This is a genomic window from Massilia timonae CCUG 45783 (genome assembly GCF_000315425.1).
GTDB classification, from domain to species: domain Bacteria; phylum Pseudomonadota; class Gammaproteobacteria; order Burkholderiales; family Burkholderiaceae_D; genus Telluria; species Telluria timonae.
Map to the genome: position 1 here is coordinate 737,924 of NZ_JH992924.1, position 15,672 is coordinate 753,595.

Annotated in this window: 17 protein-coding genes; 9 read left to right on the top strand and 8 right to left on the bottom strand. The window is 68.2% G+C overall.

Going from position 1 to position 15,672, the window contains the following annotated elements; translation table 11 throughout:
• Positions 1–6 precede the first annotated feature (6 nt).
• From HMPREF9710_RS18375 to HMPREF9710_RS18390, 4 genes are read left to right on the top strand one after another with little or no spacing between them, the layout of a single operon-like run.
• The gene (locus HMPREF9710_RS18375) at positions 7–741 is read left to right on the top strand and encodes an ABC transporter ATP-binding protein (protein ID WP_005668777.1); all 735 of its coding nucleotides are present in this window, start codon (positions 7–9) and stop codon (positions 739–741) included.
• A complete protein-coding gene (locus HMPREF9710_RS18380; RefSeq protein WP_005668781.1) occupies positions 738–1,916 on the top strand; it encodes an ABC transporter permease in 1,179 nt (392 codons plus the stop codon). The genes HMPREF9710_RS18375 and HMPREF9710_RS18380 overlap by 4 nt, the downstream gene beginning before the upstream one ends.
• Positions 1,916–2,416 carry an RNA polymerase sigma factor gene (locus HMPREF9710_RS28005; protein WP_005668783.1) on the top strand — a complete coding sequence of 167 codons (501 nt, stop codon included), beginning with the start codon at positions 1,916–1,918 and terminating at the stop codon, positions 2,414–2,416. The genes HMPREF9710_RS18380 and HMPREF9710_RS28005 overlap by 1 nt, the downstream gene beginning before the upstream one ends.
• Entirely contained in the window at positions 2,413–3,006 is a 594-nt protein-coding gene (locus HMPREF9710_RS18390; RefSeq protein WP_005668784.1) for a hypothetical protein, read from the top strand. Before HMPREF9710_RS28005 ends, HMPREF9710_RS18390 begins: the two co-directional genes overlap by 4 nt.
• Here HMPREF9710_RS18390 and HMPREF9710_RS18395 read toward each other — a convergent pair.
• Genes HMPREF9710_RS18395 through HMPREF9710_RS18405 form a run of 3 tightly spaced genes read right to left on the bottom strand, consistent with a single transcriptional unit; the run spans position 2,996 to position 4,953 of the window.
• Positions 2,996–3,508, bottom strand: coding sequence for a TPM domain-containing protein (locus tag HMPREF9710_RS18395; RefSeq protein ID WP_005668786.1), 513 nt, complete (start codon positions 3,506–3,508; stop codon positions 2,996–2,998). The two genes, HMPREF9710_RS18390 and HMPREF9710_RS18395, sit on opposite strands and share 11 nt — an antisense overlap.
• Positions 3,508–4,335, bottom strand: coding sequence for a TPM domain-containing protein (locus HMPREF9710_RS18400; protein WP_005668787.1), 828 nt, complete (start codon positions 4,333–4,335; stop codon positions 3,508–3,510). The genes HMPREF9710_RS18395 and HMPREF9710_RS18400 overlap by 1 nt, the downstream gene beginning before the upstream one ends.
• Positions 4,336–4,341: 6 nt before the next feature.
• Positions 4,342–4,953: a LemA family protein gene (locus tag HMPREF9710_RS18405; RefSeq protein WP_005668788.1), complete on the bottom strand. Its 612-nt coding sequence runs from the start codon at positions 4,951–4,953 to the stop codon at positions 4,342–4,344.
• Between the two features lie 149 nt (positions 4,954–5,102).
• Here HMPREF9710_RS18405 and pyrF point away from each other — a divergent pair, with 149 nt between their 5' ends.
• Positions 5,103–5,927 (top strand): orotidine-5'-phosphate decarboxylase, encoded by an 825-nt coding sequence (gene pyrF / locus HMPREF9710_RS18410; protein WP_040777044.1) that lies wholly within the window; start codon positions 5,103–5,105, stop codon positions 5,925–5,927.
• Positions 5,928–5,964: 37 nt separating this feature from the next.
• Here the strand turns inward: pyrF and sbcB are convergent, their stop codons facing one another.
• Both sbcB and HMPREF9710_RS18420 read right to left on the bottom strand, forming a co-directional pair.
• Positions 5,965–7,410, bottom strand: coding sequence for an exodeoxyribonuclease I (sbcB, locus tag HMPREF9710_RS18415; RefSeq protein WP_040777047.1), 1,446 nt, complete (start codon positions 7,408–7,410; stop codon positions 5,965–5,967).
• An 87-nt stretch (positions 7,411–7,497) separates the two neighbouring features.
• Positions 7,498–8,457 (bottom strand): GGDEF domain-containing protein, encoded by a 960-nt coding sequence (locus HMPREF9710_RS18420; RefSeq protein WP_005668791.1) that lies wholly within the window; start codon positions 8,455–8,457, stop codon positions 7,498–7,500.
• Positions 8,458–8,570: 113 nt separating this feature from the next.
• On the opposite strand from HMPREF9710_RS18420, the gene HMPREF9710_RS18425 reads away from it, so the two are divergent.
• Positions 8,571–9,383 (top strand): helical backbone metal receptor, encoded by an 813-nt coding sequence (locus HMPREF9710_RS18425; RefSeq protein WP_005668792.1) that lies wholly within the window; start codon positions 8,571–8,573, stop codon positions 9,381–9,383.
• Between the two features lie 44 nt (positions 9,384–9,427).
• Here the strand turns inward: HMPREF9710_RS18425 and HMPREF9710_RS18430 are convergent, their stop codons facing one another.
• Positions 9,428–9,805 (bottom strand): HPF/RaiA family ribosome-associated protein, encoded by a 378-nt coding sequence (locus HMPREF9710_RS18430; RefSeq protein ID WP_005668793.1) that lies wholly within the window; start codon positions 9,803–9,805, stop codon positions 9,428–9,430.
• Between the two features lie 318 nt (positions 9,806–10,123).
• Between HMPREF9710_RS18430 and HMPREF9710_RS18435 the strand changes: the two genes are divergently transcribed.
• Positions 10,124–11,758 carry a methyl-accepting chemotaxis protein gene (locus HMPREF9710_RS18435; protein WP_005668795.1) on the top strand — a complete coding sequence of 545 codons (1,635 nt, stop codon included), beginning with the start codon at positions 10,124–10,126 and terminating at the stop codon, positions 11,756–11,758.
• 28 nt (positions 11,759–11,786) lie between these two features.
• On the opposite strand, the gene HMPREF9710_RS18440 is transcribed toward HMPREF9710_RS18435, so the two are convergent.
• The gene (locus tag HMPREF9710_RS18440; protein WP_005668797.1) at positions 11,787–13,034 is read right to left on the bottom strand and encodes an MFS transporter; all 1,248 of its coding nucleotides are present in this window, start codon (positions 13,032–13,034) and stop codon (positions 11,787–11,789) included.
• Between the two features lie 76 nt (positions 13,035–13,110).
• Entirely contained in the window at positions 13,111–14,139 is a 1,029-nt protein-coding gene (locus tag HMPREF9710_RS18445; RefSeq protein WP_005668799.1) for a CDP-6-deoxy-delta-3,4-glucoseen reductase, read from the bottom strand.
• A 170-nt stretch (positions 14,140–14,309) separates the two neighbouring features.
• Here HMPREF9710_RS18445 and HMPREF9710_RS18450 point away from each other — a divergent pair, with 170 nt between their 5' ends.
• Positions 14,310–15,194, top strand: a complete 885-nt coding sequence (locus HMPREF9710_RS18450) for an NAD(P)H-binding protein (protein ID WP_005668801.1) — start codon at positions 14,310–14,312, stop codon at positions 15,192–15,194.
• Between the two features lie 159 nt (positions 15,195–15,353).
• Positions 15,354–15,626 (top strand): hypothetical protein, encoded by a 273-nt coding sequence (locus tag HMPREF9710_RS18455; protein ID WP_005668804.1) that lies wholly within the window; start codon positions 15,354–15,356, stop codon positions 15,624–15,626.
• The last annotated feature ends 46 nt before the right edge of the window (positions 15,627–15,672 follow it).

A 15,672-nucleotide genomic window follows, 5' to 3' on the forward strand; every position in this document is an offset into this window, starting at 1 on the left:
CGCGCCATGATCGTCGTGAACCATATCGGCAAGCGTTTCAAGACCTTGCAGGCCCTGGACGAGGTCAGCTTCACGGCCCGCCCCGGCGCCATCACCGCGCTGCTGGGGCCGAATGGCGCCGGCAAGTCGACCTGCCTGCGCATCCTGTATGGCTTGCTGGCGCCGGACAGCGGCATGGTCGCCATCGACGGCATCGACGTGACGCGCGCGCCGCTCGCCGCGCGGCGCCGGCTCGGCATCGTCACCGACGAATTCGGGCTCTATGAACGGCTCACGCCGCGCGACCACCTGCGCTACTTCGGCCGCCTGCACGGCATGCGCGGCGCCATGCTGGAGCGCGCCATCGAGCGCGTCGTCCGGGAGGTGGGGCTGGAGGCCGAGGCCGGGCGCCCGACCAGGGGATTTTCGGCCGGCCAGCGCATCAAGGTGGCGCTGGCGCGCGCCTTGCTGCATGATCCTGCCGTGCTGGTGCTGGACGAGCCCACGCGCGGCCTGGACGTGATGAGCACGCGCGCCGTGCGCGAGGCCCTGATGCGGGCGCGCGTGCGTGGCGCGGCGGTGCTGCTGTCGACCCACGTGATGCAGGAGGCGGCCCAGCTGTGCGACCAGGTGGTGGTGCTGGCCGCGGGCCGGGTGCGCTTCGCGGGGACGACGCCGGCGCTGCTGGCGCAGACCGGCGGGAGCAGCCTGGAACAGGCATTTGTCGACGTGATCGGCAGCGATGAGGGGATGGCGGCATGAGACGTGAAAAATTCGTGGAGAACCTGTGGATCGTGGTCTCGAAAGAAGTGATGGACGCCGTGCGCGACCGCCGCTCGATGGTGGCCGGCCTGCTGTTCGCGCTGCTCGGTCCTTTCGTGCTGGCGGGCGTGCTCAAGGCGCTGATCGCGTCCGAGCTTGACGCCGGCACGCGGCTGCTGCACCTGGTCGGCGCGGCGCATGCGCCGGGGCTCGTGCGGCACCTGGAGGCCGCGGGCGTCACGCTGCGCGCAAGCGCCGGGAAGCCGCAGGGCCTGCTGGCGGCTTCGCCCGGCGCGGTGGTGCTCGAAGTGCCGGCGCAGGCGCCGCGCGAACTGGCGCAGGGGCGCGCGGCCACGCTGGCCCTGTGGGCCGACATGTCCGACGACGACGCCAGGCGCCAGGCCCAGCGCGTGCAGGCGCTGGTGGCCGGCTATGGCGCGCAGCTGTCCGGCCAGCGCCTGCTGGGCGCCGGCGTGGCGCCCGGCCATGCCAATGCCTTGCACCTGCAGCTGCGCGACATGGGCGGCCAGGGCGGTCGGGCGGCGCTGGTGCTGGGCGTATTGCCGCTGTTCTGGCTGCTCGGCCTGGTCGTCGGCGGCTCGCACGTGGCGTTGGACGCCACCGGCGGCGAGCGTGAGCGGCGCTCCCTCGAGGCTTTGCTGGCGCAGCCGGTGGCGCCCGGCACGCTCTTCATCGGCAAATGGCTGACCGCCTCGCTGTTCGGCTACGCCAGCTGCGCCGCCGCGCTGCTGCTGTCGGCGCAGGCGCTCGCACGCCTGCCGCTGCACGAACTGGGCATCGCCTTCGCGCCCGACGCGGCGATGCTCGTGCAGATGCTGATCATCCTGCTGCCGCTGGCGCTGCTGGTGGGCGCCCTGCAATGCGTGGTGGCGCTGCATGCCCGCACCCACAAGGAAGGGCAGATCTATCTCAACCTGCTGCAACTGGCGCCGATGCTGCTGATGATGGAGAAGCTCGGCCCCACGTCGCCGTCCGCCGCCCACCTGCTGCCGATGTTCAGCCAGCACGCCCAACTGAGCGCGCTGCTCTCCGGCCAGGCCGTGGCGCCACAGCTGCTGGCCCTGTCGGCCGCCGGCTGCCTGGGCGGCGCCGCGCTGCTGATCGCCTTCGGCAGCCGGCGCCTGGGCAGCGAGCGTTTCGTGTTCGGGCTGTGATGGCGCCAGGCGACAGGACGCAGTTCGACAGCGTGATGGCCGAGCACGGCGGCATGCTGGTGCGCTTCGCCGCCAGCTTCGAGCGCAACCGCCATGCGCGCGAAGACCTGGTGCAGGACATCATGCTCGCCGTGTGGCAGGCCTTGCCGGCCTTTCGCGGAGAATCCAGTCTCAAGACCTATGTGATCGGCGTGGCGCACCGGCGCTGCGCCAGCCACGTGATGCGCGCGGTGGCGCAGCCGCAGCACGAGGAACTCGATGAGGAATGGGCCGACGAACAACCGGGGCCGGAAACCCTGGCGCGCCTGAACCAGCAGCAGCAACGCCTGCTGGCGGCATTGCGCCAGCTGCCGGTCGGGCAACGCCAGCTGGTGCTGCTGGCGCTGGAGGGAATGCGCTATGAAGAGATCGCGCAGCTGCTCGGCATCTCGGTCAATAACGTCGGCGTGCGGCTCAATCGCGCCAAGGCTGCGCTCAAGGAAAGGCTGGAGGAACGATGAACGATGCGGATGAATGGGCGAGGTTGCAGGATGCCTGGGGCGCGGATGCGCCGGCTGCTCCACCGATGCCGGACGTGACGGCGATGATCGCGCGCGCGCGCCGCGAGCGTCGTTTGATCATGTGGACGATCGTGGGCGAGTGGGCTCTTGCGGCGGTGGCTGCCGGCATGCTGGTCGCCCGCTGGCCCCTGCCGGCTACCGAGGGCATCCTGTTGCTGTGGACGCTGTTCTATGTGCTGGTGATGTGCGTCGTCATGGTCAGCTATACCTGGACCCGCCTCCAGGCCTTGCAGGAGCCAAGCGGCGCCAGCCTGCGCGACTGGCTGGATCTGCGGCGCCGCCGCGCGCTGCTCGGGTTGCGGCTGGCGAGACTGACGCGCTGGACCACCATCGCCCTGCTGCCGGCGCCGGTGGTCTCCCTGATCACGGCGCGCGACGCCTGGAATGCGGCCTGGTCTTCGGTGGCGGTGACCCTGGTGCTGGCCGGCGGCTGGATCTGGGCGCGCCGCAAGACGCGCCGGATGACGGCCGAAATCGCCGACGTCGACGCGCTGGCGCGCGAATGGCTGGACGAGCCGCCTACAATATGACCGGCCGGTCCGGCAGCTCGTTCGGCCGCTCGCCGCTGGCCGGGAAGTGCTGGCGCAGCAGCGCGTTGACCTGGTTGACCGCGGCCAGGGTCGCTTCATGGAAGCTGCCCTGCCTGAAACCCTCGGTCATGGTGCGGCACACGGCCTGCCAGGTGGCGGCGTCGATCTTGCGGTCGATGCCGCGGTCGGCCACGATGTCGATCTTGTGCTCGGCCAGGTTCACGTAGATCAGCACGCCGCAATTGTCTTCGGTGTCCCACACGCCATAGTCGGCGAACAGGGCGATCGCGCGCTGGCGGTTGGTGACGCCTTCCCAGGCCGCCTCGAACGGCAGCGATTTTTCGACGATCAGGCGCACCTCGCCGCGGTGGGTGCGTTCGCCCTGGTCGATCGCCTCGGCGATCGCGTCCAGGGTCGCGTCGGGGAAAGCCTGTTTCGCCTCGCTGGCGCTGCTCTTCCAGTGGCGCCAGGCGCGGCGCATCTTGTGTGTCATCGATCCCATTACCAGTCTCCCGAGGCGCCGCCGCCGTCGAAGCTGCCGCCGCCGCCCGAAAATCCGCCGCCGCCGAAGCCACCGCCGCCGCCGCCGAAGCCGCCGCCGCCACCGCGGCTCATATTGCCGATGATGTTGCCGAGGACGAAGCCGGTGGTGGCGCTGCCCCAGTGCGACTGGCCGCGGCGGGTGGCGATGGTGCGGCCGCGGCGCGGCCGGAACACCGAGCGCAGCATGGAGGCGCCGATGATGATCAGGAAGATCGCCCACAAGGGGAAACCGCCGTCGCCCGCCGCCTGGCGCTGCGGTTGCTGCGGCGGTGGGGCGGGGAAGGCTTCCTGGTTAAGCAGGGTGGCGATGGCGCCGACGCCGGCGACCAGCCCCTCGTAATAGTGTTGTTGCCGGAAGTGTGGCGCGATCACGTCCTGCAGGATGCGCTTGGATTGGGCGTCGGTCAGCACGCCCTGCACGCCGCGCCCGGCCTCGATGCGCAGGCGCCGCAGCGCCGATGGATTATCGCGCGCCACCAGCAGCAGCACGCCGTCGTCGACGCCCTTGCGGCCCAGCTTCCAGGCGTCGGTGACGCGGATGCTGTACTGCTCGATCGCCTCGGGCTCGGTCGACTTCACCAGCAGCACGGCGATCTGGCTGCCGGTCTTGGCTTCGTAGTCGGCCAGCACCGCTTCCAGGCGCTGGCGCTGGGCGGCGTCGAGCATGCCGGCCTGGTCGGTGACGCGCGTGGTCAGCGTCGGCACCGGCTGCAGCTGCGCGAAGGCCGGCGCGGTGGCAACCAGCGCGAGCAGCAGGATGCAGAAGAATCGTGAGAGCGCAGCCATCCGCGCTTACTTGCCGAAGTCGACCGTCGGCGCGGTCGAAATCGCCTTCTCGTTCTCGACGGTGAACGACGGTTTGGTGTCATAGCCGAACACCATCGCCGTCAAGTTCTTGGGGAACTGACGCACGGTCACGTTGTAATCCTGGACCGAGGCGATATAGCGCTGGCGCGCCACCGTGATGCGGTTTTCGGTGCCTTCCAGTTGCGACTGCAGGTCGCGGAAGCTCGTGTCGGCCTTCAGGTCGGGGTATTTTTCCGAGACCATCATCAGGCGCGACAGCGCGCCCGACAGCTCGCCCTGCACCTGCTGGAACTTCTGGAAGGCTTCCGGGTTGTTCAGCACCTCGGGCGTGATCTGGAAGCTGGTGGCCTGGGCGCGGGCGCGGGTCACCGCTTCGAGCGTGGCGCTTTCATGCGAGGCGTAGCCCTTGACGGTGTTGACCAGGTTCGGGATCAGGTCGGCGCGGCGCTGGTACTGGTTCACCACTTCGCTCCATGCCGCCTTGGTGGCCTCGTCCTTGGTCTGGAACTCGTTGTAGCCGCAGCCGGACAGCAGGGCGCCGGCCAGGACGGCGCCGCCGAGGAGACGGGTCCAACGGAAGAAGAAGGAATGGGTCATGATGTTGTTCGTGTGGTCAAGTTGTCGAATGATCAAAATATACCTGAAATAGCCACGGTTTGGCGTCCGGGCGGGCGCCGATTAGCGGCGATGGACCGCCGGCGGGTACAATAATGGGTTTGCATTTACAAAGATACAAGGGGCTAGAGGTGAATTTCATCAACAAACTTTCCGCCGCATGGGCCCGCAACGATTCGCTGCTGTGCGTCGGCCTCGACCCGGACCTGGCGCGCCTGCCTGCCCACTTGCAGGGCCAGCCGGACGCCATCGTCCAGTTCTGCAAGGCCATCATCGACGCGACCGCCGACCTGGCCTGCGCCTTCAAGCCGCAGATCGCCTATTTCGCCGCCCTCGGCGCCGAAGACCAGCTGGAACAAATCTGCGCCTACCTGCGCGCCACCTACCCGCACATCCCGCTGGTGCTGGACGCCAAGCGCGGCGACATCGGCGCCACCGCCCACCAGTACGCGCGCGAAGCGTTCGAGCGCTATGGCGCCGACGCGGTGACGGTCAGCCCCTACATGGGCTTCGACTCGGTCGAGCCCTATATGGAATGGCCGGACCGCGGCGTGATCGTGCTGTGCCGCACCTCGAACGCGGGCGGCTCCGACCTGCAGTTCCTGGACGTGGCGGGGCGTCCGTTGTACCAGCACGTGGCCCAGCTGGTCGCCGACAAATGGAACCGCAACGGCCAGTGCGCGCTGGTGGTGGGCGCGACCTTCCCGGACGAGATCGCGCAGGTGCGCAAGCTGGTGGGCGACATGCCGCTCTTGATCCCGGGCGTGGGCGCCCAGGGCGGCGACGTCGAGGCGACTGTCAAGGCCGGCCGCACGGCGGCGGGCGCGGGCATGATGATCAATTCGTCGCGCGCGATCCTGTATGCGACGCCGCAGGAGGGCGAGGATTTCGCCCAAGCGGCGCGGCGCGTGGCGCGCGAGACGCGCGATGCGATCAACGCATATCGCCACGCTTGATCCCGGGTCGTGGACGCCTCCGCCGTCCACGACACGTTCAATATCGGTCGGGAGCGATCGACTCGGCGTAATCGTACAAGGCGCCGAGGATTTCCTCCGCGCGCTCGTCCGCCGTCTCCGACAAGGCATCGATCTCGGTAAACAGCTGGTCCACCGTACGCGCCCCATGCGCACCCTCGAACAGCCGCGCCGCCCGGTGCGCTTCCCACAGCTGCATCTCGTCTTCCGAAAGCGTGTGCGGGAAGTTGCGCGCGCGGTAGCGGAACAATAGTTCGTTGAGGCGCTCGTCCTCGAAGCTGACGCGCCGCGCCAGCGCCTCGGGCTTCTGCATGCGCAGGGACTCGAGCTGGCGGCGGTCGTCGCGGCTGACGAAGCCGCCGTACAGGTCTTCGTCGACGTCCACCGTCTCGCCCGCGCCGGGCTTGGCCAGCACCTGGGCCCAGATCGCCCGCATGTCCGGCCCGCCGGCCGCCAGCGCGGCGTGCGCGCGACCGCGCTCCAGGTCGATGTCCCAGCGCGTGGCCAGGTCGGCCCGCAGGGTCTTGAGGTTCCCGACCAGCATCGGCGATTTATTCAGGTGCACGCTCTTGATCGGCAGCCGGGTCACGCCTTCGGGCAAGTCGCCGGCGCGCGTAAACATGCGGGTGCGGATGGTGTCGGCGTCGAGCGCGAACAGTTCGGACGGGTCGTGGCGGCAATCCCAGACCAGCACCTCGTTCTTGTTGGTCGGATGCTGGGCCAGCGGATAGACCAGGCCCAGGCAGCCGTATTCGACCGGGAACATGCCGGACACGTGCAGGAAAGGCTGGCGCTGGCCCGGATCGAGGTGCAGGCCGATCTCGGTCGCGACCCGGTCCTTGCGGCGCAGCTCGAGGCAGAAGTCGAACAGGCGCGGTTGCCTGTCGCGGATCAGGCGCGCCAGCGCGATGGTGGCGCGCACGTCGGACAGCGCATCGTGCGCCGCCTCGTGGGCCAGCCCGTTGGCGGCGCTCAGGTGTTCCAGCTTGAAGCTCGGCTTGCCGTCTTCGCGGGTCGGCCATTCGATGCCTTCCGGGCGCAGCGCGTACACCATGCGCACCACGTCGAGCAGGTCCCAGCGGCCGCAGTTGTGCTGCCACTCGCGCGCATACGGATCGATCAGGTTGCGCCAGAACAGGAAGCGGGTGACCTCGTCGTCGAAGCGGATCGTGTTGTAGCCGACGCCGATCGTGCCCGGCTCGCTGAAGGCGGCTTCGATGCGGCGCGCGAATTCGTGTTCGGGCACGCCGCGTTCGAGGCAGTGCTGCGGGGTGATGCCGGTGATCAGGCAGGATTGCGGGTCGGGCAGGAAGTCGTTGGCCGGCTGGCAGTACAGCATGACCGGCTCGCCGATCTCGTTGAGGTCGGCGTCGGTGCGGATCGCGGCGAACTGGGCCGGGCGGTCGCGGCGCGGCACTGCGCCGAAGGTTTCATAGTCGTGCCAGAGGAAGGTATGCGTGCTCATGTGTTGTTGTTGTGTGTGCTGCTTCACAGCGTCAACCAGCATGGTGGCACATCCGCGCCGATCAGTCACGGCCGGCGGCAAGCGACCTCAAGCGCAGACGCGGTCGCGTCCCGCCTCCTTGGCGCGGTACAGCGCGGCGTCGGCCGCCGCCATCAGGCTGCGCTCGTCGTCGCCGGGCGCCAGGCTGGCCACGCCGAAGGAGGCGGTCAGGTGCGGCAGCGGCAGGCGCATGTCGGGGAACACGACGGCCAGGCGCAGGCGCCGGCACAGGCGTTCGGCCACCCCGGCGGCCAGTTCCGGCGTGGTGTCGGGCAGTACGGCCAGCATCTCTTCGCCGCCATAGCGCACCGCGAAGTCGGACGGGCGCAGCGCGCCGCGGATCACGTTCGCCGCCGCGGCCAGCGCGGCGTCGCCGGCGATGTGGCCGTGGGTGTCGTTGAAGCGCTTGAAGTGGTCGAGGTCGATCATCACCAGCGACAGCGCCTTGCCGTCGGTGGCCGCGCGCGCGGCCAGCTTGGGCAGCATCTCGCCCAGCCAGGCGCGGTTGTACAGGCCCGTGAGCGGGTCGTTGAGCGAGAGCTGGCGGTAGAATTCGCCCAGCTTCTGGCGCCGGCGCAGCAGGGCGTTGGTGGCGCGGATGCGGAAGGACAGCAGGCGCAGTAGGTTACGCGCCAGCACGCTGGAGCGTTCGATCAGGGTCCACACCATGTCGGACTCGATCACCAGGAGTTCGGTGTCCTCGAGCGCCGTCATCGCCGCCAGGTTCGCCGCGTCGTCCAGCACCGCCTGTTCGCCGACGCTCTCGCCCGGGAGGATGCGGCTGGTGTTGCCTTCGTCGCCGGCATGGGCGTCGGGTGCGATCTCGAGCACGCCCGACAGGACGATGTACAGGCGCGCCTGGCCGCCATCGTCGATGCGGCGGCCGCGCGCCATGCGCACGACGGCGCAGCCGGCCACCATCGCGGCGATGGCCGGGTCGGTCTCGTCGCGAAACAGGTGCAGGTCGCGCAGCGTACGGGAAGCACCGAAGGTGCCGATGTGTTCCAAGTGGGGCCTCGAGCGAATCGCGTAAGGTTGAGTCCTTACAGCGGTGAAATGATAGCCTATCGGACCTGGAATGCGTATTCGGCGCGGCTTAAACAACAATGGTGAAACATCGCATGACGACTTCTGACAATCTCCTCGTCGACGCGCTGGGCCGTCGGCATGCCGTGGCCGCGGACGCCCGCATCGTGTCGCTGGTGCCGTCGATCACCGAGCTGCTGTGCGACCTCGGCCTGGCGCCGCGGCTGGTCGGCCGCACCGGTTTCTGCATTCACCCGAAGGCGGCGGTGGCGGACATCCCCAAGGTCGGCGGCACCAAGGACGTCAACCTCGAGAAGATCCGCAAGCTGGCGCCGACCCACGTCGTGGTCAACATCGACGAGAACGAAAAGCCGACCGTCGACGCGCTGGCGCAGTTCGTGCCGCACGTGGTGGTCACCCATCCCCTGGTCCCGCACGACAACCTGGCGCTGGCGCGGCTGATGGGCGGCATCTTCGGCGCCCCGGAACAAGCCGGGGCATGGTGCGGGGCCTTCGAGGAAGAACTGGCGCGGCTGCGCGCCTTGCCGGCCGGCCCGGCGCGCACAGTCCTGTACTGCATCTGGCAAGACCCGTGGATGAGCGTGTCGAAAGACACGTATATCGCCGCCATGCTGGCCGAACTGGGCTGGCGGGTGCCCGCGCTGGGAGCGGCGCGCTATCCCCGTTTCGACTGGTCCGAAGCCCTGGTGGACGGGCTCGACGCCGTGCTGCTGTCGACCGAACCCTACCGCTTCACGGAGGCGCACGCGGACGCGCTGGAAAAACAGATCGGGATTCCGGTGCTGCTCGTCGATGGCGAGATGATGTCGTGGTACGGCAGCCGCGCGCTGGCGGGCTTGCGCTATCTGCGCGAAGTGAAGGCGATGCTGGAGGGGAGCGCTGTGTAGGCTGAAGGCAGGCCCGGACGGGCCTGCGCTTCATTGGGTCACGATCACATGTCCGTCAAGTGCTTGTCGGCGGTTGGATCTTCGGTGTGCGTGATCGAGGCGGCGCGCTGCTTGTCCTGCAGGCGGCCGATCGCGCTGTCGAGGGCGCGCGCCAGCTTGCCGCCGGCGTTGTTGATGGCCTGGTGCAGGTCGGTGGCGTGCTCGTGGATGACGATCGGCGCGATGCCCGCCAGGCGTGCTTCCAGCATGCAGGAATTGCCGCCGTCCGCTTTCTTCTCCTTGTTCTCATTGCTCAGGTGAACGTCAACACGGTTGACCTGGTCGCCGAAACGACCGATGGAGGAGCGCACGACTTCCTGGACGTGCTCGTCCAGGCCCTGATGCTTGTTGATGGTGTTATCGGTATTTACATTGATCTGCATGGATGGCTCCTGTAGTTATTACGGCTTCATCTTACACCTCCCGCGATTTTCGCCGCGCCCGCTCGCGTTATCTTCTTGATAAGCCTTTTTTATATCTTAGTTGCATTATTTCCACATCGCAATTTAGTGCTCGTTTTGTAGGACTTGTCCTACTAGAATCCAACACGTATTTGCAAATCTATCGAATTCTTGCAGCGGACGATCCCATTCAGGTTGGGCGCGGACGTGGCGGCAGCATTTTTTAATAACAAATCGATAAAAATGCGCAAGCACCGATAAGCAACCTGGCTGGCGCACCTTCACAGAACGGAGAGTATGATGCAGTTGAAGCAACTTAAAATCGGCCAGCGCCTCGCGCTCGGATTCGGCCTGGTCCTGGCCTTGCTGGTCGTGGTCCTGGGAACCGGCATCCAGAAACTGCAAGCCATGGACGCGCTGCTGGTCAGGATCGTCGAGGGCAACAACGTCCGCATCGAGGCGGCCAGCAATATGCGCGACAGCCTGCGCCGGATCTCGATCGCGGTACGCGACATGACGATCGTTTCGGACGAGGCGCAGATGCAGGAGCTGGCGCGGACCATCGGCGTCGCCCGGGAAGCCTACGACAAGGCGGAAAGCACGCTCGCCGGACTGCTCATCAGCGAAGAGGGCACGACTCTCCACGCGAACATCGTCGCCGCGCGCAAGGCCGCGCTGCCGCTGGTGGCCCAGGGCGAGGTATTTGCCCGCGCCAACGATCTGGAGGGCGGCCGTGAATTCCTGAGCGCGAAGATGGCGCCGGCGATGCGCGCGTGGACCGCGGCGATCGACGAGATGGTCGTCCTGCAGGCGACCCGCAATGCCGCAGACCAGGCGCGCGGCCGTGAAGCCTATTCGCAGGCCATGGCCCTGATGCTGGGCGTGGGCGTCGTGTCCCTCCTGGCCGCGGTGCTGATCGCCTGGCTGATCACGCGCTCGATCGTCAAGCCGCTGAACCAGGCGGTGGAAGTGGCGCGCACCGTCGCCGCCGGTGACCTGAGCAGCGAGATCGAGGTCACCTCGACCGACGAGACGGGCCAGCTCCTGCGCGCGCTGAAAGACATGAACACGAACCTGCGCGACATCGTCAGCCAGGTGCGCAGCGGCACCGACACCATCGCCACCGCTTCGGACGAGATCGCGGTGGGCAACCTCGACCTGTCGAGCCGCACCGAGCAGCAGGCCAGCTCGCTGGAAGAAACCGCCTCGTCGATGGAAGAACTGACCTCGACCGTCAAGCAGAACGCCGAACACGCCCGCCAGGCCAACGGCCTGGCGCGCTCGGCCTCCGACGTCGCCACCCGCGGCGGCGTCGTGGTATCCAGCGTGGTCGACACCATGGGCGCCATCCATGCGTCGGCCAGCAAGATCGTCGACATCATCTCGGTGATCGACGGCATCGCCTTCCAGACCAACATCCTGGCGCTGAACGCGGCGGTCGAGGCGGCGCGCGCCGGCGAGCAGGGCCGCGGCTTCGCCGTGGTGGCAAGCGAGGTGCGCAACCTGGCCCAGCGTTCGGCCAGCGCGGCCAAGGAAATCAAGACGCTGATCGACGACTCGGTGAACAAGGTCGACGAAGGCAGCCGCCTGGTGACCCAGGCCGGCGCCACCATGGACGAGATCGTGGTGAGCGTCAAGCGCGTCACCGACATCATGGGCGAGATCACGGTCGCCAGCCACGAGCAGGAAAACGGCATCGAGCAGATCAACCAGGCGGTCAGCGAGATGGATGCGGTGACCCAGCAGAACGCGGCCCTGGTTGAGGAAGCGGCCGCCGCCGCCCAGTCGCTGAAGGAGCAATCGGCGCGCCTGGCCGAGACGGTCAGCGTGTTCAAGCTGGAGACTGGCCAGCGCACCGCCGGCGCGGCCCGTCCGGCAGCATCGGCATCGGCGTCGGCATCGGCATCGAACCGGCGCGCGCTGGCGGTGGCCTGAAGCCAGGGCAGGGGCGACGGCGCGGGAGTCAGTTCCCGCGCTCTTTTTCGTGGTGCGGGAAGCGGTCCATCCTGGACAGCACCGGGAACAGCACCGCCCACAGTCCGGTGACGACCAGCGTGGCCACGCCGCCGAGCAGGATGGCGCGCGTGAGGCCCAGCCAGCCGGCGGTGACGCCGGATTCGAATTCTCCCAGCTCGTTCGAGGCGCCGATGAACACCGAGTTCACGGCGCTGACGCGGCCGCGGATCTCGTCCGGGGTCTCGTACTGCACCAGCAGGTGGCGGATGTAGACGCTGACCATGTCGCCCACGCCGAGCAGGAACAGGGCGGCGAGGGCGACCGGGAAACTGTCGGTCAGGCCGAGCAGGATCACGCAGACGCCGTACAGCGCGACGCCGCCGAACATCCAGGCCCCGACCCGGCGCGTGATCGGGAACATCGCGAGCGTGATCGAGCACAGGGCGGCGCCGACGCCGGGCGCGGTGCGCAGGAAGCCGAGGCCGGTGGGCCCGGCGCCCAGGATGTCGTGGGCATAGGCCGGCAGCAGGGCGGTGGCGCCGCCGAACAGCACCGCGAACAGGTCGAGCGAGATGGCGCCCAGCACGATCGGGCGCGAGCGCACGAAGCGCAGGCCCTCGAGCAGGGTGTGCCAGCTGACCGGCGCCTTGTTGATGATCTGCTGGATGCTGCGCGTGTTCGTCATCAGGAGCACCGCCAGCGCCAGCAGGCTGGCCGACGTCATGTGCACGACCTGCGCGCCGAACACGTACAGCAGGCCGCCGACGATCGGTCCCAGGATCATCGCCACGTGCATGGTCGAGGAGCCGAGCGCCACCGCCTGGCTGAATTCGCGGTCGGGCACCAGGTTCTTGAGCACCGCCTGCGAGGCCGGCATCATGAAGGCGCGCGCGCTGCCGAACACCACCAGGATCGCGAACACCGGCCACACGACCGTGCTGCCGCTGGCGGTGAAGGCGATCAGCAGCGCGCTGCACAACAGCTGCACCGCCATGCAGGCCATGACGATCAGGCGCCGGTTGTAGCGATCGGCCACGTGGCCGGCCCACAGGATGAACAGCAGGAACGGCGCGAACTGCGCCAGGCCGATCAGGCCGAGGTCGAACAGGCTGCCCGTGATCTGGTACACCTGCCAGCCGATCGCCACGCTCTGCATCTGGACGGCGAAGGTGGCGAGGAAGCGCGCCGAGAGATAGAAGGCGAGATTGCGGTTGCGCAGGACGCCGAGGCGGCCGGAGGGAGACAGCAGGGACATGGATTGTTCGGGGCGACGGGAGAACCCATCATTGTGCCCGAAGATGCGGCGCCGCGTCGGCGCCGCCAGCGGCGGGTCAGCCGCCCGCCAGGTCCGCTTCGGTGGTGAACGAATCGGCGAAGAACTCGTCTTCGGGCAGGCCGCACAGGGCGGTGTAGTCGCGGCGCGCCGAATCGACCATGACCGGGGCGCCGCAGGCGTAGACCTGGTGCCCCGACAGGTCGATGACGTCCTGCATGACGGCCGCGTGCACGAAGCCGGTGCGGCCGGTCCAGGCATCCTCGGGCAGCGCGTCCGAGATCACCGGCACGTAGGTGAAGTCGGGCAGCGTGGTTTCCCAGGCCCGGCACAGCTCGTCCATGTACAGGTCTTGCGGACGGCGGCCGCCCCAGTACAGGCGCACGGGGCGGGTCGACTTCAGGTGCATCAGGTGCTCGACCAGGGCCTTGACCGGGGCGAAGCCGGTGCCCGAGGCCAGCAGCACGATCGGCTTGTCGGATTCTTCGCGCAGGAAGAAGGTGCCCAGCGGACCCTCGAAGCGCAGGATGTCGCGTTCCTTCATGGCGCCGAACACGTGGTCGGTGAACAGGCCGCCCGGCAGGTGCCGGATGTGCAGTTCGAGCGGGCCTTCGAACGACGGCGCGTTGGCGATCGAGTAGGCGCGGCGCTTGCCGTCCTTGAGCAGGAATTCGATGTACTGGCCGGCGCGGTAGGCCAGCAGCTCGTTGGCCGGCAGCTGCAGGTTGACGATCGCGACGTCGGGCGCGGCGCGGCGGATGGCGGCGATCCGGGTCGGCATCTTGCGCAGCGGGTAGTCCGAGCTGCCGCCCACTTCGCGCGCCTCGATCACCAGGTCGGCGCTCGGCACGGCGCAGCAGAACAGCGACATGCCACTGGTCTTCTCGATGTCGGATAGCGCGCGCTGCTGGTGCGGCTTGTGCTCCACCGCGCCATCGAGCACCTTGCCCTTGCACGAGCCGCAGGCGCCGTTCTTGCAGCCATAAGGCAGGCCGATGCCGGCGCGGATGGCCGCGGAAAGGACGGTTTCGTCGGCTTCGCAGGTGAACTGGCTGCCGCTGGGCTGGACGGTGATCTGGAAGGTCATGCGATTCGGTGGTTGGCGCGCAAGCTAAGCGCAAGTGGTTGATCCTATGGCGATTTTGTCGCAACTGGGCGCTATTCTACACCGGCCCCGGTTTTGCCGGGCGCGGGTGGGCCCGGCCCGGCGCCGGCGCTGTGCTACAGTGCCGCGGTCCGCCTCCATCGCCCGAACCCATGCCAGACCGCTCCTCCTTCGCCCGTCCCCGCCTGCTCATCGTCGGTTGCGGCGACGTCGGCATGCGCCTGCTGCCGCTGCTGGCCGGGAAATTCCGGGTGTTCGCCCTGACCAGCCAGCCCGAGCGCCGCGCCGAGCTGCGCGCGCTGGGCGCGGTGCCGCTGGTGGCGGACCTGGACCGCCCCGCGACCCTGACCCGCCTGCGGCGACTCGCGCCATGGGTGCTGCACCTGGCGCCGCCGCAGCCGGACGGCGAGCACGACCGGCGCACGCGCCACCTGGCGGCGGCGCTGGGAAAGGTCGAGCGCATGGTGTATGTGAGCACCAGCGGCGTGTACGGCGATTGCGGCGGCGCGCTGGTCCATGAACACCGCCCGGTGGCGCCGCGCAACGCGCGCGCGCGGCGGCGCGTGGACGCCGAACGCATCCTGCGCGCCTGGGCCCTGGCCAGCGGCGCGTCGCTGTCCATCCTGCGAGTGCCCGGCATCTATGCCGACGACCGCCTGCCGCTGCGCCGCCTGGAGCAGGGCACGCCGGCGCTGCGTGCCGAGGACGACGTCTACACCAGCCACGTGCACGCCGACGACCTGGCGCGCATCGTGCTGGCGTCCTTGCAGCGCGGACGGGCCGGGCGCGTGGTGCACGCGGTCGACCGCACGCGCATGAAGATGGCCGATTATTTCGATGCCGTGGCCGACGCCTTCGGCATGCACCGCCCGCCGCGCCTGGCGCGCGCCGATCTGGAAGGTGCGGTGTCGCCGATGCTGCTGTCCTTCATGTCGGAATCGCGGCAGCTGGACGACACCCGCCTGAGGCGCGAACTGCGCGTGCGCCTGCGCCATCCCGACGTCGCCACGACGCTGGCGCGCCTGCGCGCGGCGTAGTGACCAGATGATGGAATAGTAAACATTATTTATCGACTATCTGTATAATTTCGCGTCCCGCGAAAATAGCCGTATAAATACTGATAGTTTGCCTCTTTCTGCTAATTTTTCGCGGTATAGCGTGTTAAATAGCAAATTAATAATATTACTGAAAGAGCCATGCCGATCCGCCGCCTCCCGCCCGGCGCCGAGTACGACCCCAACCGGGTCCTCGACGCCATCATTGCCCGACTGCGCCTGAAGAATGACGCAGCCCTGTGGAAGCTGCTCGAAGTGGCGCCGCCCGTGATCAGCAAGATCCGCCACGCTACCCTGCCGATCGGCGCCACGCTGCTGATCCGCATGCACGAGGAGAGCGATTTCAGCATCAGCGAATTGCGGGCGCTGATGATCAGGAAGGGCAGCGAAGCAGAGATGACGCTCGCCGAATAGGCGACAGCCGGGATGGCGGCATGGCTGCCTCCCGGCTGCGAGGGTC